The organism is Pseudomonas sp. FBF18 (genome assembly GCF_024261405.1).
GTDB lineage: Bacteria > Pseudomonadota > Gammaproteobacteria > Pseudomonadales > Pseudomonadaceae > Aquipseudomonas > Aquipseudomonas palmensis.
In genome coordinates this window covers 93,840-118,119 of record NZ_QKRS01000010.1, presented here as the reverse complement: position 1 = coordinate 118,119, position 24,280 = coordinate 93,840, and the positions used below count along the sequence as shown (strand labels likewise).

The window sequence follows — 24,280 nt, the reverse complement described above, 5'->3', positions numbered from 1 at the left end:
ATGCCGCAGATATTACTGCCCAGGCAGCGAATGGCCAAGCATTAATTAGCTTGCTTTCTATTTGGCCGACAAAAGGAGGTCTTGCGGCGCCCGTATCGCGGGCCAAGCCCGCTCCCACAGGATGGGTCATCAGCCTGCGGGCGCGGGCTTGGCCCGCGATGCTTTCAGGCCGGCACGCCGCTATGGAAGCGAAACTCCACGTCCGGCGTGGTGATCAGTTCGGCTTCCACCTCGCGCACCCGCTCCACGGTGCGCTCCACATCCGCCGCCTCGCCATACTGGTACGCCAGCTTCAGGTACCCCTGGTAATGGCGCGCCTCGCTCTTGAGCAGCCCGTGGTAGAACTTGCCCAGTTCCTCGTCCAGGTGCGGCACCACCGCAGCAAAGCGCTCGCAGCTGCGCGCCTCGATGAACGCGCCGACCACCAGCGTGTCCACCAGCTTCACCGGCTCGTGCGCGCGCACCACCTTGCGAAGCCCCGAGGCATAGCGCCCTGCCGACAATGGGCGCAAGGCCACCTTGCGCTTCTTCATCAGGCGCAGCACCTGCTCGTGATGCACCAGCTCCTCGCGGGCCAGGCGCGACATCATGTTGATCAGGTCGACATGCGTGTTGTACTTGGCAATCAGGCTCAGCGCCGTGCTGGCGGCCTTGAACTCGCAGTTCTTGTGGTCGATCAGCATCGTCTCCTGGTCGGCCAGGGCGGCATCGACCCAGGCATCCGGGGTGCGGCAGGCGAGGAAGGCTTCGATTTCGGGAATAAGGGACATAGGCTCACAAACGGGCATGGGGTGTCGACAAGACCGGCGATTATACCGGCGGCAGTGGCGATCACCAGTGACTATGCTTGATGCATATCAACATCCACCGCATCCGGGGCGCCGACTATAGTCAGGCATCGCATGCCATTGTCGAAGGAGTTCTCCCTCATGCTTTTAGAAGTTCGCAGCATCCTGGTGGTGCTCGACCCCGACCACGCCCACAGCAAGGCCCTGACCCGCGCCAAGCTGATCGCCGGCGTCACCAAGGCACGCCTGCACCTGCTGATGTGCGACAAGAAGCAGGACCACAGTGCCCTGCTCAGCCTGCTCGCCAGCCAGTTGCACGACGATGGCTACGACAATGTCACCTATGAGCAGGCCTGGCACGACACCCTGCACGAGTCGATCATCGACGTGCAGAAAGCCGAAGGCTGTGAGCTGGTGATCAAGGAACACCGACCGGAAAACGCGCTGAAGAAGTTCCTGCTGACGCCTTCGGACTGGAAACTGCTGCGCCAGTGCCCGTGCGCGGTGCTGATGGTCAAGACCGAGCGCCCCTGGACCGGTGGCGTGATTCTGGCGGCGGTGGACGTGGGCAACGACGATGAGGAGCATCGCAAGCTGCACGCCAGCATCATCGACCACGGCTATGCCATTGCCAGCGTGGCCAAGGGCAACCTGCACGTGATCAGCGCCCACCCCTCGCCCATGCTCTCGGCGGCGGACCCGGTGTACCAGCTCAAGGACACCATCGAGAAGAAGTACCGCGACGAATGCGCTGCGTTCCAGGCCGAATTCGATATCGCCGACGATCGCCTGCATGTGGCCGAAGGCCCGGCGGACGTGCTGATTCCGCACACGGCTAAAAAGTACGAAGCCGTGGTGACGGTGATGGGTACGGTGGGGCGTAGCGGGATTACCGGTGCGCTGATCGGCAACACCGCCGAGGTGGTGCTCGATTCGCTGGAATGCGATGTGCTGGTGCTCAAGACCGAGGACCAGGTGAAGCACCTGGACGAGCTGGCCAGAGGCTGAAGACCCCATCGCGGGTCAAGCCCGCGCCCACAGGGTAAGCGGTGATCCAGTGGGCGCGGGCGTGACCCGCGATGGGAACACCGCTTAACCCAGCGCATCCTTGAGAAAGCCCGGCGCGATGTAGCGCTGATAATGCGCCTCGGACAACAGAAAGAATTCCCGATCGATGGCATCGCGCAGCTCGGGCAGCTCCCAGTCGCGAAACTCCGGCAGCAGCACCATCCCGTACGCTTCCAGCTCGCGAATCACCCGCGCACCCCGCGCAATCAGCTGATAAGCCCAGCAATACTCGGACTGATGCGGCACGAATCGAATCTTGCGCAGCTCCAGCTGGCCGCGCAGCTTGTCGGCGTCGAACACCTCCAGCTTGGCCGCCATCACCTGCACCAGCAGGTGTTCCAGGCGCAGCCACACCGCACGCTTTTCATCGTCGTTGTAGCCGTTCCAGTGGATCACCTCATGGTGAAAACGCTTGCACCCGCGACACACCAGGTCCCCGTAAACCGTGGAACACAGGCCGACACAAGGCGTTTTTATTGACTGATTGGACATGAAAGATTCAACGGCATGGCGATGGAACAGACGGCCATGTTAGCCCTTTGTCTAACGGGGGTCACGCCGTAAAGTCGTTGCAATCGCCTTACCTTTGGCGCGTTTTTACCGTAGAATCACCCGGCCTTTTTAAGGCAGCAATGTCCGTTAGAAGCTGTTTTCAAAGCGTCACGAGCACAGTTGATCCGGTAGAACGGCGTTGGCTCGGGGTATTCGAACATCGAATGCACCGCGCCAGCCCTCATCAGCCTCCGTTCTACAGGCGTAAAACTTTGAAAGCAGCTTCTGTAAGGATGTCCTGCAACCCTGGCTACGCGGCTCAAAAAGCCGTATTGCGCATGGGTGCCGGCCATTCTGGATGAGCGTCCCGGACACCCATTTGGGACCACTGATGAGGGTAATAACTGTGCTTGAAGCCTACCGCAAACACATCGAAGAGCGTGCCGCCCAGGGTATCGTGCCCCAGCCGCTTAACGCCGAACAAACCGCAGGCCTGGTCGAGCTGCTGAAGAATCCCCCCGCTGGCGAAGAAGCCGTCCTCGTCGACCTGATCACCAACCGCGTACCACCAGGAGTGGACGAAGCCGCCTACGTCAAGGCCGGTTTCCTGTCGGCGGTCGCCAAGGGCGAAGCCACCTCCCCGCTGATCAGCAAGCAGCGCGCCGTTGAACTGCTGGGCACCATGCAGGGCGGCTACAACATCGCCACCCTGGTCGAGCTGCTGGACGACGCCGAACTGGCCGCCGTTGCCGCCGAACAGCTTAAGCACACCCTGCTGATGTTCGACGCCTTCCACGACGTGGCCGAAAAAGCCAAGAACGGCAACGTTCACGCCAAGGCGGTACTGCAGTCCTGGGCTGACGGCGAGTGGTTCAAGAAGCGTCCGACCCTGGCCGACAAGATCAGCCTGCGCGTCTTCAAGGTCACCGGCGAAACCAACACCGACGACCTGTCCCCTGCTCCGGACGCCTGGTCGCGCCCTGACATCCCGCTGCACGCCCTGGCCATGCTGAAAATGGCCCGCGACGGCATCGTGCCGGACGTGCAAGGCGCCATCGGCCCGATGAAGCAGATCGAGCAGATGCGCAACGAAGGCTTCCCGATCGCCTACGTCGGTGACGTGGTCGGTACCGGTTCCTCGCGTAAATCGGCGACCAACTCGGTGCTGTGGTTCTTCGGCGACGACATCCCTTACGTGCCGAACAAGCGCGCTGGCGGTTTCTGCTTCGGCTCCAAGATCGCCCCGATCTTCTACAACACCATGGAAGACGCCGGCGCGCTGCCGATCGAATTCGACGTGTCGAACATCCACATGGGCGACGTGATCGACCTGTACCCGCACGCCGGCAAGGTGTGCAAGCACGGTACCGACGAAGTCATCACCACCTTCGAGATGAAAACCCCCGTGCTGCTGGACGAAGTCCGCGCCGGTGGTCGTATCCCGCTGATCGTCGGCCGTGGCCTGACCGAGAAGGCGCGCGCCGAGCTGGGCCTGGGCCCGACCGACCTGTTCAAGCTGCCTGAAGCACCTGTCGACACCGGCAAGGGCTACACCCTGGCCCAGAAGATGGTCGGCAAGGCCTGCGGCCTGCCAGTGGGCAAGGGCGTTCGTCCTGGCACCTACTGCGAACCGAAGATGACCACCGTCGGCTCCCAGGACACCACCGGTCCGATGACCCGTGACGAACTGAAAGACCTGGCGTGCCTGGGCTTCTCGGCCGACCTGGTCATGCAGTCGTTCTGCCACACCGCGGCCTATCCGAAGCCGATCGACGTGACCACCCACCACACCCTGCCGGATTTCATCCGCACCCGTGGCGGCGTGTCCCTGCGTCCAGGCGACGGCATCATCCACAGCTGGCTGAACCGCATGCTGCTGCCGGACACCGTCGGTACCGGTGGTGACTCGCACACCCGTTTCCCGATCGGCATCTCGTTCCCGGCCGGTTCCGGCCTGGTCGCCTTCGCCGCTGCCACTGGCGTGATGCCACTGGACATGCCGGAGTCGGTACTGGTGCGCTTCAAGGGCAAGCTGAACCCAGGCATCACCCTGCGTGACCTGGTTCACGCCATCCCTTACTACGGCATCCAGAAAGGCCTGCTGACCGTCGAGAAGAAGGGCAAGATCAACGCCTTCTCCGGCCGCATCCTGGAAATCGAAGGCCTGGACGACCTGACCGTGGAACAGGCATTCGAACTGTCCGACGCCTCGGCCGAACGTTCGGCTGCCGGTTGCACCATCAAGCTGCCTGAAAAAGCCATTGCCGAGTACCTGAAGTCGAACATCACCCTGCTGCGCTGGATGATCAGCGAAGGCTACGGCGATGCGCGCACCATGGAGCGCCGTGCCCAGGCAATGGAAGCCTGGCTGGCCAAACCCGAGCTGCTGTCGGCCGACGCCGATGCCGAGTACGCCGAAGTCATCGAGATCGACCTGGCCGATATCAAGGAGCCGGTTCTCTGCGCTCCTAACGACCCGGACGACGCTCGCCTGCTGTCCAGCGTCCAGGGCCAGAAGATCGACGAAGTGTTTATCGGCTCGTGCATGACCAACATCGGTCACTTCCGCGCTGCCGGCAAGCTGCTGGACAAGGTCAAGGGTCAGCTGCCAACCCGTCTGTGGCTGTCGCCGCCGACCAAGATGGACGCTCACCAGCTGACCGAGGAAGGCTACTACGGCATCTACGGCAAGGCTGGCGCGCGCATGGAAATGCCGGGCTGCTCGCTGTGCATGGGTAACCAGGCACGTGTAGAGCCGAACTCGACCGTTGTGTCGACGTCGACCCGTAACTTCCCGAACCGTCTGGGCGATGGTGCCAACGTGTTCCTGGCCTCCGCCGAACTGGCTGCCGTTGCCTCGATCCTGGGCAAGCTGCCAACCGTCGAGGAGTACATGGAGTACGCGGCGAATATCGACAGCATGGCTGCCGACATCTACCGCTACCTGAGCTTCGACCAGATCGCCGAGTTCCGTGAAGCCGCTGCGAACGCCAATATCCCGGTCGTTCAAGCGTAAGCTGACTTAGCGTGAAAAGAAGCCCCGCCAATTGGCGGGGCTTTTTGTTGTCTTCTGAAAAGCTTCGCCCCTCAGATCACGAACAGATCCATGAACCGATGCACCGCCGTCGCCTCAAGCTTCGCCTGATCCTTGCACAACGCAAGGATCTCGGCCGAACGCTGCGCAGTAAACCGCGTCGCCAGGTTGGCCTTGAACTTGTCCTCCAGCAGCGGGATGCCCTGGGCGCGCCGGCGCCGGTGCCCGATGGGATACTCCACCACCACCTGCTCGGTGCTCGAGCCGTCGGTGAAGAACACCTGCACCGCGTTGGCGATCGAGCGCTTGTCGGCCTCCAGGTACTCGCGACTGAAACGCGGGTCTTCGACGATCACCATCTTCTCGCGCAAGCGGTCGATGGTCGGGTGCGCCGCATGAAAATCATCTTCGTAATGCTCGGCCACCAGGTTGCCGAAGATCAGCGGCACCGCCGTCATGTACTGCAGGCAGTGGTCCCGGTCCGCCGCGTTGGCCAGCGTGCCGACCTTGGAAATGATGCGAATCGCCGACTCATGGGTGGTGATCACGATGCGCTCGATTTCATGCAGGCGATTGCGCACCTGTGGATGCAGGGTCACCGCCGCCTCGCAGGCAGTCTGGGCATGGAACTCGGCCGGGAAGCTGATCTTGAACAGTATGTTCTCCATCACGTAGCTGCCGAACGGCTGCGACAGGCTGAATTCGCGCTTGCCTTCGGGCTTGAGCGCCAGGTCCTTGTTGGTATGGCTGAACAGCACGTCATAGAAGCCCCACTGCGGCGCGGTGAGCACGCCGGGGATGCCCATCTCGCCGCGCAGGGCGATGTCCGCCAGGCGCACCCCGCGACTCGACGCATCACCGGCCGCCCACGACTTGCGCGAGCCGGCATTGGGGGCATGGCGGTAGGTGCGCAGCGCCTGGCCATCGACGAAGGCCTGGGACAGGGCCGCCAGCAACTGCTCGCGATTGGCGCCCATGAGCCGGGCGCACACCGCCGTGGATGCGACCTTGACCAGCAGCACGTGGTCCAGGCCCACCCGGTTGAAAGCGTTTTCCAGCGCGAGCACGCCCTGGATCTCGTGAGCCATGATCATGGCCTCGAGCACCGCGTGCAGGGTCAGCGGCGCGTCGCCGTTGGCCACGCGCTTTTGCGAGAGGTGGTCGGCCACCGCGAGGATGCCGCCGAGGTTGTCGGAGGGGTGACCCCATTCTGCGGCCAGCCAGGTATCGTTGTAGTCCAGCCAGCGCACGATGCAGCCGATGTCCCAGGCCGCCTTGACCGGGTCGAGGCGGTACGCGGTGCCGGGCACCCGCGCGCCATGGGGCACCACGGTACCCTCCACCAGCGGCCCCAGGTGCTTGGTGCACTCGGGAAAGCGCAGCGCCAGCAGGCCGCAACCCAGGGTGTCCATCAGGCAGTTGCGCGCCGTGTCCAGCGCCTCCCCCGGCTCGGCCCTGAAGTGCAGGACATAGTCGGCAATGTCCTGCAGGACCCGGTCGTAGTCGGGGCGGTCGTTCAGGTCAACATTGGCACTCATTGTCGTCTCTCTGTTCACATGGGGTGAAAGGAGAGCCGAGCACCGCTGCCTCTAGAAGGTATCGCCAGGTACGCGTACCCAACCCTCCATCAGCACGCGAGCGCTGCGGCTCATGATTGCTTTGGTAACGGTCCAGTCGCCATTCACCTGGCGCGCCTCGGCGCCCACGCGCAAGGTGCCCGAGGGGTGACCGAAGCGCACGGCGCTGCGCTCGCCGCCACCGGCAGCAAGGTTGACCAGGGTGCCGGGGATGGCCGCCGCGGTGCCGATGGCCACCGCTGCCGTCCCCATCATCGCGTGGTGCAGCTTGCCCATCGACAACGCACGCACCAGCAGGTCGATATCGCTCGCTGCCACGGTCTTGCCGCTGGAGGACTGGTAGTCGGCCGGCGCTGCCACGAACGCCACCTTGGGCGTGTGCTGGCGCTGCGCGGCCTGCTCGACGTGCTCGATCAGGCCCATGTGCACGGCGCCGTGGGCACGAATGGTTTCGAAACGCGCCAGGGCCTCGGGGTCGCCGTTGATTGCGTCCTGCAGCTCGGTGCCGGTGTAGCCCAGGGCCTGGGCGTCGATGAAGATGGTCGGGATGCCGGCGTTGATCAGGGTTGCCTTGAAGGTGCCGACACCGGGCACCACCAGGTCGTCGACCAGGTTGCCGGTGGGGAACATCGAGCCGCCCGCGCCGTCTTCGTCGGCGGCCGGGTCGAGGAATTCGAGCTGCACCTCGGCGGCCGGAAAGGTCACGCCGTCGAGTTCGAAGTCGCCGGTTTCCTGCACTTCGCCTTCGGTGATCGGTACGTGGGCGATGATGGTCTTGCCGATGTTGGCCTGCCAGATGCGCACCACAGCCACACCATTGCGCGGGATGCGACTGGCGTCGACCAGGCCGGCGCTGATGGCGAACGAGCCGACTGCCGCCGAGAGGTTGCCGCAGTTGCCGCTCCAGTCGACGAAGGCCTTGTCGATGGCGACCTGGCCGAACAGGTAGTCGACGTCGTGCCCGGGCTTGATGCTGCGCGACAGGATGACCGTCTTGCTGGTGCTGGAGGTGGCCCCGCCCATGCCGTCGATCTGCTTGCCGTAGGGGTCGGGGCTGCCGATAACCCGCAGCAGCAGCGCATCGCGCGCGGCGCCGGGGAGCTGGGCGGCTTCGGGCAGGTCTTCGAGGTTGAAGAACACGCCTTTGCTGGTGCCGCCACGGATGTAGGTGGCGGGGATTCTGATCTGGGGTACGTGTGGCATGGAAATCTTGTCCTGTAATGTGATCGAGCCACCTGCTCTGTGGGAGCGGGCTCGACCCGCGATGCAAGCGATGCGGTTACAGCCAGTACCGCGTCGCCTGCATCGCGGGTCAAGCCCGCTCCCACTAGGGCGAGGCAAGCTGAGTCTTTTATGCCACCGACGACTCGAGGAAGTCCTGGGCAAAGCGCTGCAGTACACCGCCCGCCTCGTAGATCGACACCTCTTCCGCCGTGTCCAGACGGCAGGTCACCGGCACCTCCAGGCGCTCGCCGTCACGCCGCGTGATCACCAGGGTCAAGGTGGCCCGCGGTGTCCGCTGCCCCACCACGTCATAGGTCTCGCTGCCATCGATACCCAGGGTCTTGCGGTCGGTGCCCGGCTTGAACTCCAGCGGCAACACGCCCATGCCCACCAGGTTGGTACGGTGGATACGCTCGAAGCCCTCGGCCACGATGGCCTCGACACCGGCCAGGCGCACGCCCTTGGCCGCCCAGTCGCGTGACGAGCCCTGGCCATAGTCGGCACCGGCCACGATGATCAGCGGCTGCTTGCGCTGCATGTAGGTCTCGATGGCCTCCCACATGCGCGTCACCTTGCCCTCCGGCTCGATACGCGCCAGCGAACCCTGCTTGACCTTGCCGTTCTCCTGCACCATCTCGTTGAACAGCTTGGGGTTGGCGAAGGTCGCGCGCTGCGCGGTCAGGTGGTCGCCACGGTGGGTGGCGTAGGAGTTGAAGTCCTCTTCGGGCAGGCCCATCTTCGCCAGGTACTCGCCTGCGGCGCTGTCGAGCATGATCGCGTTGGACGGCGACAGGTGGTCGGTGGTGATGTTGTCCGGCAGCACCGCCAGCGGGCGCATGCCCTTGAGCGAGCGCTCGCCTGCCAGCGCGCCTTCCCAGTACGGCGGGCGACGGATGTAGGTGCTCATGGCGCGCCAGTCGTACAGCGGGTCGACCTTGGGCCCGGTGTCTTCGTGCACGGCGAACATCGGGATGTACACCTGGCGGAACTGCTCCGGCTTGACCGCAGCCTTGACCACTGCATCGATCTCTTCGTCGCTGGGCCAGATGTCCTTGAGGCGGATTTCCTTGCCGTCCACCACGGCCAGCACGTCCTTCTCGATATCGAAACGGATGGTACCGGCAATGGCGTAGGCCACCACCAGCGGCGGCGAGGCCAGGAAGGCCTGCTTGGCATACGGATGGATACGCCCGTCGAAGTTGCGGTTGCCCGACAGCACGGCGGTGGCGTACAGGTCGCGGTCGATGATTTCCTGCTGGATCACCGGGTCCAGAGCGCCGGACATGCCGTTGCAGGTGGTGCAGGCAAACGCCACGATGCCAAAACCCAGCTGCTCCAGCTCATCCTCCAGGCCAGCCTCTTTGAGGTACAGGGCCACGGTCTTGGAGCCTGGCGCCAGCGACGACTTGACCCACGGCTTGCGCGTCAGCCCCAGCCTGTTGGCATTGCGCGCCAGCAGCCCGGCAGCGATCACGTTGCGCGGGTTGCTGGTGTTGGTGCAGCTGGTGATGGCAGCGATGATCACCGCGCCGTCAGGCATCTGCCCCGGCACCTCTTCCCATTGCCCGGCAATGCCCCTGGCAGCCAGCTCGCTGGTGGCCACCCGCGCATGCGGGTTGGACGGGCCGGCCATGTTGCGTACCACGCTCGACAGGTCGAACTGCAGGCCACGCTCGTATTCGGCATTGACCAGGCTGTCGGACCACAGGCCGGCGACCTTGGCGTAGGTTTCCACCAGCTTGACCTGGGCGTCTTCACGACCGGTGAGCTTGAGGTAATCGATGGTCTGCTGGTCGATGGAGAACATCGCCGCCGTCGCGCCGTATTCGGGGGCCATGTTGGAGATGGTCGCGCGATCGCCCAGGGTCAGCGCACGGGCGCCCTCGCCGTAGAACTCGAGGTAGGCGCCTACCACCTTGGCCTTGCGCAGGAACTCGGTGAGCGCCAGCACCACGTCGGTGGCGGTGATGCCTGGCTGCGGCTTGCCGGTGAGCTGCACGCCGACGATTTCCGGCAGGCGCATCCAGGACGCACGACCCAGCATCACGTTCTCGGCCTCCAGGCCGCCGACGCCGATGGCGATCACGCCCAGGGCATCCACGTGGGGGGTGTGGCTGTCGGTACCGACGCAGGTATCGGGATAGGCCACGCCCTGCTCGGCGTGGATCACCGGCGACATCTTCTCCAGGTTGATCTGGTGCATGATGCCGTTGCCGGGCTGGATCACATCGACGTTCTTGAACGCCTTCTTGGTCCAGTTGATGAAGTGAAAGCGGTCTTCGTTGCGACGGTCTTCGATGGCGCGGTTCTTCTCGAACGCCTGCGGGTCGAAGCCGCCGCACTCCACGGCCAGCGAGTGGTCGACGATCAGTTGCACCGGCACCACCGGGTTGACCTGGGCCGGGTCGCCGCCCTTGTCGGCGATGGCGTCACGCAGGCCGGCAAGGTCAACCAGTGCGGTCTGGCCAAGGATGTCATGGCACACCACGCGGGCCGGGTACCAGGGGAAGTCGAGGTCGCGCTTGCGCTCGATCAGTTGGCTAAGCGAGGCATCGAGGGTTGCCGGATCGCAGCGGCGCACCAGGTTTTCGGCCAGTACGCGGGAGGTATAGGGCAGCTTGTCGTAGGCGCCGGGGCTGATGGCGTCGATGGCGGCGCGGGCGTCGAAGTAGTCGAGCGTGGTGCCCGGCAGGTGCTTGCGAAATTCAGTATTCATGGACGCGGGACTCAATCACGGATAAGTCGGCGGTGCGCAGTCCCCCTGATGGCATACCCCGCCCCCTGTGGGAGCGGGCTCGACCCGCGATGGCATCGGCGCGGTATCAGCTACTGCGCGCAGCGGCTATCGCGGGGCAAGCCCGCTCCCACCAGGTTCGGCAGGGCCATATCAAAGGTACTGCACGCCAGTCTCAGCGTTGTTCGATTGGCACGAACTTGCGCTGTTCGACGCCGGTGTATTCGGCGCTCGGGCGGATGATGCGGTTGTTGGCACGCTGCTCGAACACATGCGCCGCCCAGCCGGTCAGGCGCGAGCAGACGAAGATCGGGGTGAACAGCTTGGTCGGGATACCCATGAAGTGGTAGGCCGAGGCATGGTAGAAGTCGGCATTGGGGAACAGTTTCTTCTGCTCCCACATGGTCTTGTCGATGGCTTCGGACACCGGGTACAGCACGGTGTCGCCCACCTCGTCGGCGAGCTTCTTCGCCCAGCCCTTGATCACTTCGTTGCGCGGGTCAGACTCCTTGTAGATGGCATGCCCGAAGCCCATGATCTTGTCCTTGCGCTCGAGCATGCCGAGGGTGCCGGCAACGGCTTCCTGCGGGGTCTTGAAGCGCTCGATCATTTCCATCGCGGCCTCGTTGGCACCGCCATGCAGCGGCCCGCGCAGCGAGCCGATGGCCGCCGTCACGCACGAGTACAGGTCCGACAGGGTCGAGGCACACACCCGGGCAGTGAAGGTCGAGGCGTTGAATTCATGCTCGGCGTACAGGATCAGCGAAACGTTCATCACCTTGACGTGCAGCTCGCTCGGCTTCTTGCCGTGCAGCAGGTGCAGGAAGTGCCCGCCCAGGGTGTCTTCGTCGCTGGTGCAGTCGATGCGCACGCCGTGGTGGCTGAAGCGGTACCAGTAGCACATGGCCGCCGGGAACAGCGCCAGCAGGCGGTCGGTCTTCTCGTGCTGCAGGCCGAAGTTGAGCTCCGGCTCCAGGGTGCCGAGCACCGAGGAGGCGGTACGCATCACGTCCATCGGGTGGGCGGTGACCGGAATGCGCTCGAGCACTTCCTTGAGCGCCTGGGGCAGGTCGCGCAGCGCCTTGAGCTGGTGCTGGTACTCGCTCAGCTCGGCCTGGGTCGGCAGCTCGCCGTACAGCAGCAGGTAGGCGACCTCTTCGAACAGCGCGTGCTCGGCCAGGTCGCGAACGTCATAGCCACGGTAGGTCAGGCCGGCACCGGCCTGGCCCACGGTCGACAGTGCGGTTTGCCCGGCCACCTGACCACGCAGGCCGGCACCACTGAGTACTTTTGCTTCGGCCATTGGTTTTCTCCACTTTTGAATTTGTTATGGGAATCGGCTAATTGCGGTGTGCTGCGGTTCAGCTCTTCTTCTGAGCGAACAGTGCGTCGAGCTTCTGCTCGAACACGTGGTAGTCGATGGCATCGTAAAGCTCCATGCGAGTCTGCATGGTGTCGATGACGTTTTTCTGCGTGCCGTCGCGGCGCAGCGCGGTGTAGACGTTCTCGGCCGCCTTGTTCATGGCGCGGAACGCCGACAGCGGATACAGCGCCAGCGACACGTCGGCCGAGGCCAGCTCTTCGGTGGTGTACAGCGGCGTGGCGCCGAATTCGGTGATGTTGGCCAGGATCGGCGCCTTCACGCGGTTGGCGAAGGTCTTGTACATCGACAGCTCGGTGATGGCCTCGGGGAAGATCATGTCGGCACCGGCCTCGATGCACGCCGCAGCGCGATCCAGCGCGGCCTCCAGGCCTTCTACCGCCAGGGCGTCGGTACGCGCCATGATCACGAAGCTGTCGTCGGTACGCGCATCCACGGCCGCCTTGATGCGGTCGACCATCTCCTGTTGCGAGACGATTTCCTTGTTCGGACGATGGCCGCAGCGCTTGGCGCCCACCTGGTCCTCGATATGAATGGCGGCGGCGCCGAACTTGATCATCGAGCGGACCGTGCGCGCCACGTTGAACGCCGACGAACCGAACCCGGTGTCCACGTCCACCAGCAGCGGCAGGTCGCACACGTCGGTGATGCGGCGCACGTCGGTCAGCACGTCATCCAGACCGGTGATGCCCAGGTCGGGCAGGCCCAGCGAGCCTGCCGCCACACCGCCACCGGAGAGGTAGATGGCCTTGAACCCGGCGCGCTTGGCCAGCAGCGCATGGTTGGCATTGATGGCGCCGACGACCTGCAGCGGGTGCTCGGCGGCGACTGCATCGCGAAAACGCTGGCCGGGACTGCTTTTCTGACTCATGACTCACCTCGTGGGCTAGGGGCGGTGGCGTCTTTGTAATGACGCTCGATATTGCGCTTGGATGCGCCGATGTGGCGGCGCATCAGTAATTCGGCCAGCTCGCCGTCACGGTCGGCGATGGCATCGAGAATCCGGTGGTGTTCGGCGAACGCCTGGTGCGGGCGGTTGGGCGTGGCGGAGAACTGGATGCGGTACATGCGCACCAGCTGGTACAGCTCGCCGCACAGCATCTGCACCAGGGTGCGGTTGCCGCTGCCCTGGATGATGCGGTAGTGGAAGTCGAAGTCGCCCTCCTGCTGGTAGTAGCCCACCCCGGCCTGGAACGCGGCATCACGCTCATGGGTGTCGAGCACCCGGCGCAACTCGTCGATCTCGGCTACGCTCATGCGTTGGGCGGCCAGGCGGCAGGCCATGCCCTCGAGGGACTCGCGAATCTCGTACAGTTCGATCAGCTCGGCATGGCTCAGCGACACCACCCGCGCCCCTACGTGCGGCACCCGCACCAGCAGGCGCTGGCCTTCCAGGCGATGGATGGCCTCGCGCAGCGGGCCGCGGCTGATGCCGTAGGTACGCGCCAGCTCCGGCTCGGAGATCTTGCTGCCGGGGGCGATCTCGCCCTTGACGATCGCGGCCTGGATGCGCCGGAAGACGTTTTCGGAAAGCGTCTCCGAATCTTCCTGAAGGGGGGCGGAGGCTTGGGCTGCATCCAGCATATTGTCGACACCTTGAAAATCTGTAGGGCCAAAACTAGCTAATTAAGCCACCCCAGTCAAAGACAAATTCAATATTGTCGACAATCGTCTAAGAACGAACTTCGTGTCTGTCGGTGTTGTCTGACTCCAGCCGCTGGCATCGACACACCAGCGTGGTAGAATGCCGCCGCCTCTGAGGGGGCAAACCCCCACAGCATCGCGTCAGGATTTATGAGACTCACACCCTTTCTACTGTTACTCAGCCTCTGTGGGCTGCCTGCCCTGAGCCAGGCGGCAGACAAGACTGTCTATGGCCTCAATGAATATGCCCGCCTTGTCGATATCGACCTCGAGGTTGCGGCCAAGCTCGACACCGGGGCCAAGACCGCCTCGCTGAGCGCGCGCGATATCAAGCGCTTCAAGCGCAACGGCGAATCGTGGGTGCGCTTCTATCTGGCAATTGACGCAGCCCATTCGCATCCGATAGAACGACCACTGGCTCGTGTCAGCAAGATCAAGCGACGCGCCGGTGACTACAACCCGGACGAAGGCAAGGCCTATACCTCCCGCCCGGTGATCGCGCTGAATATCTGCATGGGTACGGCCCTGCGCAGCATCGAAGTGAACCTGACCGACCGCAGTGCCTTCCAGTACCCGCTACTGATCGGCTCCGAGGCGCTCAAGCACTTCGACGCGCTGGTCGACCCAAGCCTTAAATACGCTGCCGGCAAACCTGCCTGCGCCACTGACGCTCATACCGCAGAGTAATTTCGATGCGCTCTCTTACCCTTCATCTGAAAGTCCTGATCACCCTCCTGGTGTTGCTGGGTGTGTCGATCACGGCGTACCAGATCTTCATGCTCGGCATCCCGGTGACCGAAGACGAAACCGACGACCTGTGGAACATCGATGCCAAGGTCGAGTTCGTCGCCAGCCCCAAGGACCCGATCAAGATCCAGATGTTCGTGCCGCCATTGAGCAACGACTACGTCAGCCTCAATGAGAGCTTCATCTCCAACAACTACGGCGTGAGCGTCAACCGTGTCGATGGCAACCGCAAGGTGACCTGGTCGGCGCGGCGCGCCAAGGGCAACCAGACCCTCTACTACCGCCTGGTACTGACCAAGCGCTACAGCAGCGAAAAGGTCAAGATCAAGGGCCCGACCTTCCGTGACAGCCAGCCGGTCGAAGGGCCGGAGAAGATCGCCGCCGAAGCGTTGATGGCACCTATCCGCCAGCACTCGGCCGACGTCGAGACCTTCGTCAGCGAGACCATCAAGCGGGTCAACAACCCCAACGACGACAATGTCAAGCTGCTGCTGGCCGGCGATGCCTCTTCGCTGAACAAGGCCAAGGTCATCGACCTGCTGCTGTCGATCGCCCACGTACCGGTGGAGAAGGTGCACACCATCCGCCTGCTGGCCGACCAGCCGCAGAGCCCGGAACTGTGGCTGCGCAGCTTCAACGGCAACGACTGGCTGTACTTCAACCCGGACACCGGCGAGCAGGGCCTGCCGGCCGACCGCCTGCTGTGGTGGACCGGCGATGATCCGCTGATCACCGTCGATGGCGGCAAGAAGGTCAACGTCAGCTTCAGCCTGAACAACAGCGAGATGAACGCCATCCGCCTGGCCAAGCTGACCGACGAGAACACCGACGCCGACTTCCTCGAATACTCGCTGTACGGCCTGCCGCTGCAGACCCAGCAGACCTTCATGATCATGGTGATGATCCCGATCGGCGTGCTGGTGATCCTGGTACTGCGCAACCTGATCGGCCTGCAGACCCTGGGTACCTTCACCCCGGTGCTGATCGCCCTGGCCTTCCGTGAGACCCAGCTGGGCTTCGGTATCGCCCTGTTCACGGTGATCACCGCGCTGGGCCTGACCCTGCGTTCCTACCTCGAACACCTGAAGCTGCAGATGCTGCCGCGCCTGTCGGTGGTACTGACCTTCGTGGTGGTGCTGATCGCGGCCATCAGCCTGTTCAGCCACAAGCTGGGCCTGGAGCGCGGGCTGTCGGTGGCACTGTTCCCGATGGTGATTCTGACCATGACCATCGAGCGCCTGTCGATCACCTGGGAGGAACGCGGCGGCGGCCATGCCATGAAAGTCGCCATCGGCACCCTGTTCGCCGCCTCGGTCGCGCACCTGCTGATGAGCGTGCCCGAACTGGTGTACTTCGTGTTCACCTTCCCGGCGGTGCTGCTGATTCTGGTGGGCTTCATGCTGGCGATGGGCCGCTACCGCGGCTACCGCCTGACGGAGCTGGTGCGCTTCAAGGCCTTCGTGAAGGCTGACGCCTGATGTTCGGCCTATGGAAAACCTGGAAGGCCCTGGAAGCCCGGGGCATCATGGGTATCAACCGGCGCAACGCGGACTACGTGCTCAAGTACAACAAGCGCAACCTGTACCCGATCGTCGACGACAAGATCATCACCAAGGAGCGGGCGATCAAGGCCGGCATCCACGTGCCGGAAATGTACGGGGTGATCTCCACCGAAAAGGACATCGACAAGCTCGACGAGATCATCGGCGGGCGCAGCGATTTCGTCATCAAGCCGGCGCAGGGCGCCGGTGGTGACGGCATCCTGGTGATCGCCGACCGCTTCGAGAACCGCTACCGCACGGTGTCGGGCAAGATCATCACCCACGAGGAAATCGAGCACCAGGTGTCGAGCATCCTCACCGGGCTGTACTCGCTGGGTGGCCATCGCGACCGCGCGCTGATCGAGTACCGGGTAACCCCGGACCAGATCTTCAAGAGCATCAGCTACGAAGGCGTGCCGGACATCCGCATCATCGTGCTCATGGGCTACCCGGTCATGGCCATGCTGCGCCTGCCCACGCGCCAGTCCGGCGGCAAGGCCAACCTGCACCAGGGCGCCATCGGCGTGGGTGTGGACCTGGCGACCGGCCTGACCCTGCGCGGTACCTGGCTGAACAACATCATCAGCAAGCACCCCGACACCACCAATGCGGTGGACGGCGTGCAACTGCCCAACTGGGACGGCTTCATGAAGCTGGCCGCCGGCTGCTATGAACTGTGCGGCCTGGGCTACATCGGCGTGGACATGGTGCTGGACCAGGACAAGGGCCCGCTGATCCTGGAACTCAACGCCCGCCCCGGCCTGAACATCCAGATCGCCAACGATTGCGGCCTGACCCTGCGCACCCACGCCGTCGAGGCGCACCTTGAGGAACTGGCCAGCAATGGCATCAAGGAAAGCGTCGAAGAGCGCGTGCGCTTCGCCCAGGAACTGTTCGGCCACATCCCGGCGCAGTAATCTGCCACCGCCCTGGCGCAGCAGCGCACAGGGCGGTCGCCGATCCGCTAGGAGCATCGCCTGCACAGGGCTACAATGCTCGCCCCGCCTCGACAGCTGTTCACCCGAATGCCGACCTGCACACTTCACCCCCTGCCCTACCAGGCCGACCCGGCCGCCTACTTCGCCCGTATCCGCCAGGCACCTGGCGCCGTGCTGCTCGACAGCGCACGGCCTGGCGCCGTGCGTGGGCGCTTCGACCTGCTCAGCGCCTGGCCACTGTGCACGCTGACCCCGGACGCCGAAGAAGACGGCCAGCACTACCTGCAGCGCCTGCGCGAGCAACAGGCCGGGCTTGGGCGCGCGCACTTGCCGGCAGGTGTCGAGCTGCCGTTCGCCGGCGGCCTGATCGGCTACCTGAGCTACGACTTCGGCCGGCGCCTGGAGCGCCTGCCCGCCATTGCCTGCAACGACCTGGGGCTGGGTGACGCAAGCCTGGGGCTGTATGCCTGGGCACTGATCAGCGACCATCAGCTGCAGCGCAGCCAGCTGGTGTTTCATCCGGCGCTGCCCGCCACCGAACGCGAGCGCCTGGTGGCACTGTTCGAGCACGACGCCCCGACGGCAGCCGGCGCATTCAGGCTTGCTGCGCCAATGCGCGGCGACCTCGCAGCCGAGGATTACCGTCAGGCGTTCGAGCGGGTGCAGCAGTACATCCATGCCGGCGACTGCTACCAGATCAACCTTACCCAACGCTTTCGCGCACCCTGCCAGGGCGACCCGTGGGCGGCCTACCAGGCGCTGCGGGCTGCCTGCCCTACGCCCTTCTCCGGCTATCAGGTACTGGCCGATGGCAGCGCGCTGCTGAGCTTCTCGCCCGAGCGCTTCATCAGGGTCAGCCAGGGCGAGGTCGAAACCCGCCCGATCAAGGGCACCCGTGCGCGCAGCAGCGACCCCGTGCAGGATGCCGCCAATGCTGCCGAGCTGCTGGCCAGCACCAAGGACCGCGCCGAGAACCTGATGATCGTGGACCTGCTGCGCAACGACCTGGGGCGCAGCTGCGCTACCGGCTCGGTGCAGGTGCCGGAGCTGTTCAGCCTGGAGAGCTACCCCAACGTGCACCACATGGTCAGCAGCGTGACCGGACGCCTGGCACCGGGCAAGGATGCGCTGGACCTGATAGCCGGCAGCTTCCCCGGCGGCTCGATCACCGGGGCGCCGAAGATTCGGGCGATGCAGATCATCGACGAACTGGAGCCGAGCCGACGTGCACTGTATTGCGGCTCGCTGCTGTATGTGGACGTGCGCGGGGAGATGGACAGCTCGATCACCATCCGCAGCCTGCTGGTGAAGGACGGCCAGGTGTGCTGCTGGGGAGGCGGTGCGGTGGTGGCAGACTCGCAGTGGGAGGCGGAGTACGAGGAGTCGATCACCAAGGTCAGGGTGTTGCTCCAGACCCTGCAGGGCCTCTAGAACGCTTCGCCGGCAAGGCCGGCTCCTACAGCGTGCAGGAGCCGGCCTTGCCGGCGAAGGCGGTATTACAGGCTCAACGACCTGTTCGAGGCCTTGATGAACTCTTTCTTCAGCGCCTCGAAATCATGCACCGCCGGGAACTGCGGGAACTCGCGAATCACGTTTTCCGGCGCATGGAACAGGATGCCTGCATCCGCCTCGCCCAGCATGGTGGTGTCGTTGTACGAGTCACCCGCCGCGATCACCCGGTAGTACAGGCTCTTGAATGCCAGCACCGACTGGCGCTTGGGGTCTTTCTGGCGCAGTTGGTAGCCGGTCACACGATCGCTCTGGTCGGTGATCAGGCGGTGGCACAGCAAGGTCGGGAAACCCAGCTGGCGCATCAGCGGCTGCGAGAATTCGTAGAAGGTGTCGGACAGGATCACCACCTGGAAACGCTCGCGCAACCAGTCCACGAACTCGATGGCGCCGTCCAGCGGCTTGAGCGTGGCAATCACTGCCTGGATGTCGGAGAGCTTGAGGCCATGCTCATCCAGGATGCGCAGGCGCTGCTTCATCAGCACGTCGTAATCGGGAATGTCGCGGGTGGTGGCCCGCAACGATTCGATTCCGGTTTTTTCCGCAAAGGCGATCCAGATCTCCGGGACCAGTACACCTTCCAGGTCGAGACAGGCAATTTCCACAGCTCACTCCTCGAACAACGCTAAAAATGGAAGGCGCACTCTACAGGCGCACCGTCTAACCCGGCAATTTTTGTTAACATTCGCCCATTACGAGCGCCAAGCGCCATTCAATGACCGGAAGCCGCCTGATGAGCCAACCCTTCGACGTCGCCGCCCTCGCCGCGACCTATGCCAACAAGTCCCCGCAGGACATCCTCAAGCTCGCCTTCGAACACTTCGGCGACGACCTGTGGATCTCCTTCAGTGGCGCCGAAGACGTGGTGCTGGTGGACATGGCCTGGAAGCTGAACAAGAACGTCAAGGTGTTCAGCCTCGACACCGGCCGCCTGCATCCGGAAACCTACCGGTTCATCGACCAGGTGCGCGAGCAGTACAAGCTGCCGATCGAGATCCTTTCCCCCGATCGCAGTGCACTCGACCCCTTCGTGAAGGAAAAGGGCCTGTTCAGCTTCTACAAGGACGGCCACGGCGAATGCTGCGGCATCCGCAAGATCGAGCCGCTGCGCCGCAAGCTGAGCACCGTCAGCGCCTGGGCCACCGGCCAGCGCCGCGACCAGAGCCCGGGCACCCGCAGCCAGGTGGCCGCGCTGGAAATCGACAGCGCCTTCTCCACCCCCGAGCGCACCCTGTACAAGTTCAACCCGTTGGCGCAGATGAGCAGCGAAGAGGTGTGGGGCTATATCCGCATGCTCGAGCTGCCCTACAACAGCCTGCATGAACGCGGCTTCATCAGCATCGGCTGCGAACCCTGCACGCGCCCGGTACTGCCCAACCAGCACGAGCGCGAAGGCCGCTGGTGGTGGGAGGAGTCGACTCAGAAGGAATGCGGCCTGCACGCCGGCAACCTGATTACCAAGGGCTGAACATGCACACCCTGAGCGCAGCACCTGGCCCCACCTGCCAGACATTGCGTCAGCAGTAAGGGCATCGTGGCCAGTGGCTGGGCTACCTGCTCGCGGGGCTATCTGCAGGAGCGCCTTCAGGCCACCGTGCTGGCGGCCTGAAGGCACTGCAAGGGCTTAGTGCACTGGCAGTTCGACGCCAGCGAACAGCTCTTCGAGCTCCTGTTTGTTGTGGCACTGGATGGCCTTGGCCATCACTTCACGGGTCAGGTGGGGCGCGAACTTCTCGATGAAGTCGCACATGAAACCACGCAGGAAGGTGCCACGACGGAAACCGATCTTGGTGATGCTGGACTCGAACAGCTCACTGGCATCGAGCACCACCAGGTCGTTGTCGAGCTTGGTGTCCACCGCCATCTTGGCCACGATGCCCACGCCCAGGCCCAGGCGCACGTAAGTCTTGATCACGTCGGCATCGGCCGCGGTGAACACCACCTTGGGGGTCAGGCCGCGATGGCTGAAGGCTTCGTCGAGCTTGGAGCGGCCAGTGAAGCCGAACACATAGGTCACGATCGGGTATTCGGCCAACGCCTCCAGGGTGAGCTTGGGCAGCTTGGTCAGGGGGTGACCCTGCGGCACCACCACGCAACGATTCCAGCGGTAGCACGGCATCATCACCAGATCACCGAACAGCTCCAGGGCCTCGGTGGCGATGGCGAAGTCGACGGTACCGTCAGCCGCCATCTCGGCGATCTGCATCGGCGAGCCCTGGTGCATGTGCAGCGCCACTTCAGGGTATTGCTTGATGAACGAACTGATCACCGGCGGCAGGGCGTAGCGTGCCTGGGTGTGGGTGGTGGCGATCGACAGGGTGCCCTTTTTCTCGTTGGAGAATTCCTGGGCGATCTGCTTGATGCTCTCGACCTTGCGCAGAATCTCGCCGGCGGTGGTGATGATGCGCTCACCTGCCGGGGTCACGCGGGTCAGGTGCTTGCCGCTGCGGGCGAACACTTCCACACCCAGCTCGTCTTCCAACAGGCGAATCTGCTTGCTGATCCCCGGCTGGGAGGTATACAGGCTCTGCGCTGTCGCGGAGACGTTGAGGTCGTGGTGCGCCACTTCCCAGATGTAGCGCAATTGTTGAAGCTTCATAGGTATCCCTCAAATCAACTGGGCGTCACCGGCAGCAGCGACGAGTTATAACTATATTAGTGGTTTGAAGAATAAATCTAGAACTATTTCTTCAGCTTTCTTACAACGTCCTACACCGCCTCCCCTATGACTTGCGCCGCCCCAGGTACTGCGCCAGGGGCACCATGTACACAGGCACCGGCGACAGCTGAAGGACGCGTACCGCCGTGCGCCCCAAGGGGATCTCGCTACCGGCGCCCTGGCTGTGGCTGCCGACGATCAGCAGGTCGACGCTCAGGCGCTGGGCCTGCTCCAGGATCACGTCGGCCGGGTCGCCCTGGCGTACCCGCACCGCGCGGATCAGCGCCAGGTCTTCCTTCTCGCCCAGTTCATCCTGAAAGTTCTCCAGCACCCGCTGTTCGATGTTCGCCATCACGGTATTGAGCGCCCGACCGCGCATATGGGACAGGGTATGTTCATCAAGGTAGCTTTCCAGCAGCGATTCGGCGAACTGGCCCATCGGTTCCACGGCATGGACCACGTACAGTTCGGCGCTGAAGCTGCGTGCCAGCGCCAGCGCGTGTTGCATGACATAAGGGGAGTAACAACCGAGGTCGGTGGCACACAGCATCGAACGGATCATTTGACCTCCTAGCTGCCGATACGGCAGGGCAAGGTTCAGCTTAGCAGCGCCGAAACGACGCGCAGAGCCGTCCGGCGCCCTGCCAGACGGCCTAGCCGGGGGTACGTTCGTTGCTGATGCCGTGGGGCACATGGCCGGTGGCGACCACTGCACTGGCGCGTTCGCAGTGCCCTGCCTGGTCGTCGAAGAACACATCGGCCGCGAACGCCTCGAGAAACGCCGACTTGTCCAGGCCGCCGAGAAACAGCGACTCGTCCAGGCGAATGTCCCATTCGCGCAAGGTGCGGATGACCCGCTCGTGGGCCGGCGCCGAGCGCGCCGTCACCAGTGCGGTGCGAATCGGACAGGCGCCACTGGGGAACTCTTTCTGCAGCACGTTGAGCGCCGCCAGGAAGGCCTTGAACGGCCCGCCGCGCAGCGGCTCGCGGGCCGACTCGCGCTCGCTGGCCTGGAACGCCTCCAGGCCGCCTAGCTGATAGACGCGCTCGGACTCGTCGGAAAACACCACTGCATCGCCATCGAAGGCGATACGCAGCTCCGCGCTGGCCGCACGCCGTGCCCCGCCGGAAAGGATGGTGGCAGCGGCAAAGCCGGCGTCCAGTGCGCGGCGCACATCTTCTGCATCGGTGGACAGAAACAGGTGGCAACCAAAGGCGGCCAGGTACGGATACGGACTGCGCCCGCCAACGAAGGCTGCCCGCGAGATACCCAGACCATAATGCTCGATGGAATTGAACACCCGCAGCCCGGTGTCGGCGCTGTTGCGTGACACCAGCACCACCTCGACCCGGGCCTGGCCGAGGCTGGCATTGAGGCCCAGCAGCTTTTCCACCAACGGGAACGCATCACCCGGTTGCAGGTATTCGTCTTCGTGCTCGATCTGGTACTGGCGGTAGGCTTCGACACCCTCGGCCAGGAACAGTCGATGGCTCTCGCTGAGGTCGAACAGTGCCCGTGATGAAATGGCTACCACCAGTTTGTCGCCAAGGCCTTTGCTCATCGCCGCTCTGCTCCGCACTGCCCTGCATCGGGCGCCATAAGGTCAAACAATCGACACACTATCAGCCCGGGCGCTGCCGCCCGCAACCTGCGAGCGTGTCGGGTGACGGCACTTTTGATCAGAAAAGCCCATACCAATGGGCCAAAGCGGCAGGAAAGCGGGCCCTGCCCATTGTCGAATCACGGTGTAACGCGCTAAGGTTCGGCACCCCGCCGCGTTCAATCATGCTGCTCCGCCGCGCGGGTAGCTGGCGGCCGGCACCCGTGACCTGACGAGTAACACGATGGCTGATTTACCGATCGACGACCTTAACGTTGCCTCCAACGAGACCTTGATCACCCCCGATCAGCTCAAGAAGGACATTCCACTCAGCGCCACCGCCCTGCAGACCGTGACCGCGGGCCGCGAAGTGGTACGCAATATCCTCGACGGCAAGGACCACCGCCTGTTCGTGGTGATCGGCCCCTGCTCGATCCATGACCTCAAGGCCGCACACGAATACGCCGAGCGCCTGAAGGTGCTGGCGGCCGAAGTCGCCGACACCCTGTACCTGGTGATGCGCGTGTATTTCGAGAAGCCGCGCACCACGGTGGGCTGGAAGGGCCTGATCAACGACCCGTACCTGGATGACTCGTTCAAGATCCAGGACGGCCTGCACATCGGTCGCCAACTGCTGCTGGACCTGGCGGAAATGGGCCTACCCACCGCCACCGAAGCCCTCGACCCGATCTCCCCGCAGTACCTGCAGGACCTGATCAGTTGGTCGGCGATCGGCGCGCGCACCACCGAATCCCAGACCCACCGCGAGATGGCCTCGGGCCTGTCGTCGGCCGTCGGCTTCAAGAACGGTACGGACGGCGGCCTGACCGTGGCGATCAACGCACTGCAATCGGTTTCCAGCCCGCACCGTTTCCTGGGCATCAACCAGGAAGGTGGCGTATCCATCGTCACCACCAAGGGCAACGCCTACGGTCACGTGGTGCTGCGCGGCGGCAACGGCAAGCCCAACTATGATTCGGTCAGCGTCGCCCTGTGCGAGCAGGCCCTGGCCAAGGCCAGGATCAAGCCGAACATCATGGTCGACTGCAGCCACGCCAATTCCAACAAGGACCCGGCCCTGCAACCGCTGGTGATGGACAACGTGGCCAACCAGATCCTCGAAGGCAACGAGTCGATCATCGGCCTGATGGTCGAAAGCCACCTCAACTGGGGCTGCCAGGCCATCCCCAAGGACCTTGCCGAACTGCAGTACGGCGTGTCGATCACCGATGCCTGCATCGACTGGGAAGCCACCGAGAAGTCCGTGCGCAGCATGCGCGCCAAGCTCAAGGACGTGTTGCCCAAGCGCAACCGCGGCTGAAAGCCATCAACGAAAACGCCGG

20 protein-coding genes are annotated in these 24,280 nt (G+C 63.9%); 8 read left to right on the top strand and 12 right to left on the bottom strand.

From position 1 onward, the window contains the following. Positions 1–164: 164 nt before the first annotated feature. Positions 165–770, bottom strand: coding sequence for a tRNA-(ms[2]io[6]A)-hydroxylase (gene miaE / locus DN387_RS16945; RefSeq protein WP_043863067.1), 606 nt, complete (start codon positions 768–770; stop codon positions 165–167). A gap of 159 nt (positions 771–929) precedes the next feature. Between miaE and DN387_RS16940 the strand changes: the two genes are divergently transcribed. Further along, positions 930–1,796 (top strand): universal stress protein, encoded by an 867-nt coding sequence (locus DN387_RS16940; RefSeq protein ID WP_054915696.1) that lies wholly within the window; start codon positions 930–932, stop codon positions 1,794–1,796. Positions 1,797–1,880: 84 nt separating this feature from the next. Here DN387_RS16940 and DN387_RS16935 read toward each other — a convergent pair whose 3' ends face one another. Beyond that, complete coding sequence (locus tag DN387_RS16935) at positions 1,881–2,348, bottom strand: DUF1289 domain-containing protein (RefSeq protein ID WP_043863069.1); 468 nt, start codon at positions 2,346–2,348, stop codon at positions 1,881–1,883. Between the two features lie 406 nt (positions 2,349–2,754). On the opposite strand from DN387_RS16935, the gene acnB reads away from it, so the two are divergent. Continuing rightward, on the top strand, positions 2,755–5,364 hold the full coding sequence (acnB, locus tag DN387_RS16930) for a bifunctional aconitate hydratase 2/2-methylisocitrate dehydratase (protein ID WP_054915695.1): 2,610 nt from the start codon (positions 2,755–2,757) through the stop codon (positions 5,362–5,364). A 71-nt stretch (positions 5,365–5,435) separates the two neighbouring features. Here the strand turns inward: acnB and prpD are convergent, their stop codons facing one another. The 6 genes from prpD to DN387_RS16900 form a co-directional block, all read right to left on the bottom strand. Next, positions 5,436–6,920, bottom strand: coding sequence for a 2-methylcitrate dehydratase (prpD, locus tag DN387_RS16925; protein ID WP_054915694.1), 1,485 nt, complete (start codon positions 6,918–6,920; stop codon positions 5,436–5,438). Positions 6,921–6,971: 51 nt separating this feature from the next. After that, positions 6,972–8,162, bottom strand: a complete 1,191-nt coding sequence (gene prpF / locus DN387_RS16920) for a 2-methylaconitate cis-trans isomerase PrpF (protein WP_054915693.1) — start codon at positions 8,160–8,162, stop codon at positions 6,972–6,974. 148 nt (positions 8,163–8,310) lie between these two features. Next, positions 8,311–10,899, bottom strand: coding sequence for a Fe/S-dependent 2-methylisocitrate dehydratase AcnD (gene acnD, locus DN387_RS16915; protein WP_054915692.1), 2,589 nt, complete (start codon positions 10,897–10,899; stop codon positions 8,311–8,313). A gap of 193 nt (positions 10,900–11,092) precedes the next feature. Then, positions 11,093–12,220, bottom strand: coding sequence for a 2-methylcitrate synthase (prpC, locus tag DN387_RS16910; protein ID WP_043863074.1), 1,128 nt, complete (start codon positions 12,218–12,220; stop codon positions 11,093–11,095). A gap of 58 nt (positions 12,221–12,278) precedes the next feature. Then, complete coding sequence (gene prpB, locus DN387_RS16905) at positions 12,279–13,169, bottom strand: methylisocitrate lyase (RefSeq protein WP_043863075.1); 891 nt, start codon at positions 13,167–13,169, stop codon at positions 12,279–12,281. Next, on the bottom strand, positions 13,166–13,882 hold the full coding sequence (locus DN387_RS16900) for a GntR family transcriptional regulator (protein WP_043863076.1): 717 nt from the start codon (positions 13,880–13,882) through the stop codon (positions 13,166–13,168). Before DN387_RS16900 ends, prpB begins: the two co-directional genes overlap by 4 nt. Positions 13,883–14,092: 210 nt before the next feature. Here DN387_RS16900 and DN387_RS16895 point away from each other — a divergent pair, with 210 nt between their 5' ends. The 4 genes from DN387_RS16895 to pabB all read left to right on the top strand — a co-directional run bounded on the left by DN387_RS16895 (position 14,093) and on the right by pabB (position 18,599). After that, a complete protein-coding gene (locus tag DN387_RS16895) occupies positions 14,093–14,629 on the top strand; it encodes an ATP-dependent zinc protease (protein ID WP_043863077.1) in 537 nt (178 codons plus the stop codon). Between the two features lie 5 nt (positions 14,630–14,634). Continuing rightward, positions 14,635–16,167 (top strand): inactive transglutaminase family protein, encoded by a 1,533-nt coding sequence (locus DN387_RS16890; RefSeq protein WP_043863078.1) that lies wholly within the window; start codon positions 14,635–14,637, stop codon positions 16,165–16,167. Next, on the top strand, positions 16,167–17,147 hold the full coding sequence (locus DN387_RS16885) for an alpha-L-glutamate ligase-like protein (protein WP_043863079.1): 981 nt from the start codon (positions 16,167–16,169) through the stop codon (positions 17,145–17,147). The genes DN387_RS16890 and DN387_RS16885 overlap by 1 nt, the downstream gene beginning before the upstream one ends. Positions 17,148–17,255: 108 nt before the next feature. Continuing rightward, complete coding sequence (gene pabB / locus DN387_RS16880) at positions 17,256–18,599, top strand: aminodeoxychorismate synthase component I (protein ID WP_054915691.1); 1,344 nt, start codon at positions 17,256–17,258, stop codon at positions 18,597–18,599. A 65-nt stretch (positions 18,600–18,664) separates the two neighbouring features. On the opposite strand, the gene thrH is transcribed toward pabB, so the two are convergent. Beyond that, the gene (gene thrH / locus DN387_RS16875; RefSeq protein WP_043863081.1) at positions 18,665–19,282 is read right to left on the bottom strand and encodes a bifunctional phosphoserine phosphatase/homoserine phosphotransferase ThrH; all 618 of its coding nucleotides are present in this window, start codon (positions 19,280–19,282) and stop codon (positions 18,665–18,667) included. Positions 19,283–19,410: 128 nt separating this feature from the next. Here thrH and DN387_RS16870 point away from each other — a divergent pair, with 128 nt between their 5' ends. Continuing rightward, positions 19,411–20,145, top strand: a complete 735-nt coding sequence (locus tag DN387_RS16870; protein WP_054915690.1) for a phosphoadenylyl-sulfate reductase — start codon at positions 19,411–19,413, stop codon at positions 20,143–20,145. A gap of 156 nt (positions 20,146–20,301) precedes the next feature. Here DN387_RS16870 and cysB read toward each other — a convergent pair whose 3' ends face one another. From cysB to DN387_RS16855, 3 genes are all read right to left on the bottom strand, one after another. Then, positions 20,302–21,276, bottom strand: a complete 975-nt coding sequence (cysB, locus tag DN387_RS16865; RefSeq protein ID WP_043863083.1) for an HTH-type transcriptional regulator CysB — start codon at positions 21,274–21,276, stop codon at positions 20,302–20,304. Between the two features lie 124 nt (positions 21,277–21,400). Further along, positions 21,401–21,898, bottom strand: coding sequence for a universal stress protein (locus DN387_RS16860; RefSeq protein WP_043863084.1), 498 nt, complete (start codon positions 21,896–21,898; stop codon positions 21,401–21,403). A 91-nt stretch (positions 21,899–21,989) separates the two neighbouring features. Then, positions 21,990–22,898 (bottom strand): 5'-nucleotidase, encoded by a 909-nt coding sequence (locus DN387_RS16855; protein ID WP_043863085.1) that lies wholly within the window; start codon positions 22,896–22,898, stop codon positions 21,990–21,992. Between the two features lie 283 nt (positions 22,899–23,181). Here DN387_RS16855 and DN387_RS16850 point away from each other — a divergent pair, with 283 nt between their 5' ends. Beyond that, positions 23,182–24,258 (top strand): 3-deoxy-7-phosphoheptulonate synthase, encoded by a 1,077-nt coding sequence (locus DN387_RS16850; protein WP_043863086.1) that lies wholly within the window; start codon positions 23,182–23,184, stop codon positions 24,256–24,258. The last annotated feature ends 22 nt before the right edge of the window (positions 24,259–24,280 follow it).

Excerpts from the sequence above, each read along its gene's own strand:
- miaE (WP_043863067.1), bottom strand. The coding sequence starts at position 770 with ATGTCCCTTATTCCCGAAATCGAAGCCTTCCTCGCCTGCCGCACCCCG.
- DN387_RS16940 (WP_054915696.1), top strand. The coding sequence starts at position 930 with ATGCTTTTAGAAGTTCGCAGCATCCTGGTGGTGCTCGACCCCGACCAC.
- DN387_RS16935 (WP_043863069.1), bottom strand. The coding sequence starts at position 2,348 with ATGTCCAATCAGTCAATAAAAACGCCTTGTGTCGGCCTGTGTTCCACG.
- prpD (WP_054915694.1), bottom strand. The coding sequence starts at position 6,920 with ATGAGTGCCAATGTTGACCTGAACGACCGCCCCGACTACGACCGGGTC.
- prpF (WP_054915693.1), bottom strand. The coding sequence starts at position 8,162 with ATGCCACACGTACCCCAGATCAGAATCCCCGCCACCTACATCCGTGGC.
- acnD (WP_054915692.1), bottom strand. The coding sequence starts at position 10,899 with ATGAATACTGAATTTCGCAAGCACCTGCCGGGCACCACGCTCGACTAC.
- prpC (WP_043863074.1), bottom strand. The coding sequence starts at position 12,220 with ATGGCCGAAGCAAAAGTACTCAGTGGTGCCGGCCTGCGTGGTCAGGTG.
- prpB (WP_043863075.1), bottom strand. The coding sequence starts at position 13,169 with ATGAGTCAGAAAAGCAGTCCCGGCCAGCGTTTTCGCGATGCAGTCGCC.
- DN387_RS16900 (WP_043863076.1), bottom strand. The coding sequence starts at position 13,882 with ATGCTGGATGCAGCCCAAGCCTCCGCCCCCCTTCAGGAAGATTCGGAG.
- DN387_RS16895 (WP_043863077.1), top strand. The coding sequence starts at position 14,093 with ATGAGACTCACACCCTTTCTACTGTTACTCAGCCTCTGTGGGCTGCCT.
- DN387_RS16890 (WP_043863078.1), top strand. The coding sequence starts at position 14,635 with ATGCGCTCTCTTACCCTTCATCTGAAAGTCCTGATCACCCTCCTGGTG.
- DN387_RS16885 (WP_043863079.1), top strand. The coding sequence starts at position 16,167 with ATGTTCGGCCTATGGAAAACCTGGAAGGCCCTGGAAGCCCGGGGCATC.
- pabB (WP_054915691.1), top strand. The coding sequence starts at position 17,256 with ATGCCGACCTGCACACTTCACCCCCTGCCCTACCAGGCCGACCCGGCC.
- DN387_RS16870 (WP_054915690.1), top strand. The coding sequence starts at position 19,411 with ATGAGCCAACCCTTCGACGTCGCCGCCCTCGCCGCGACCTATGCCAAC.
- cysB (WP_043863083.1), bottom strand. The coding sequence starts at position 21,276 with ATGAAGCTTCAACAATTGCGCTACATCTGGGAAGTGGCGCACCACGAC.
- DN387_RS16860 (WP_043863084.1), bottom strand. The coding sequence starts at position 21,898 with ATGATCCGTTCGATGCTGTGTGCCACCGACCTCGGTTGTTACTCCCCT.
- DN387_RS16855 (WP_043863085.1), bottom strand. The coding sequence starts at position 22,898 with ATGAGCAAAGGCCTTGGCGACAAACTGGTGGTAGCCATTTCATCACGG.
- DN387_RS16850 (WP_043863086.1), top strand. The coding sequence starts at position 23,182 with ATGGCTGATTTACCGATCGACGACCTTAACGTTGCCTCCAACGAGACC.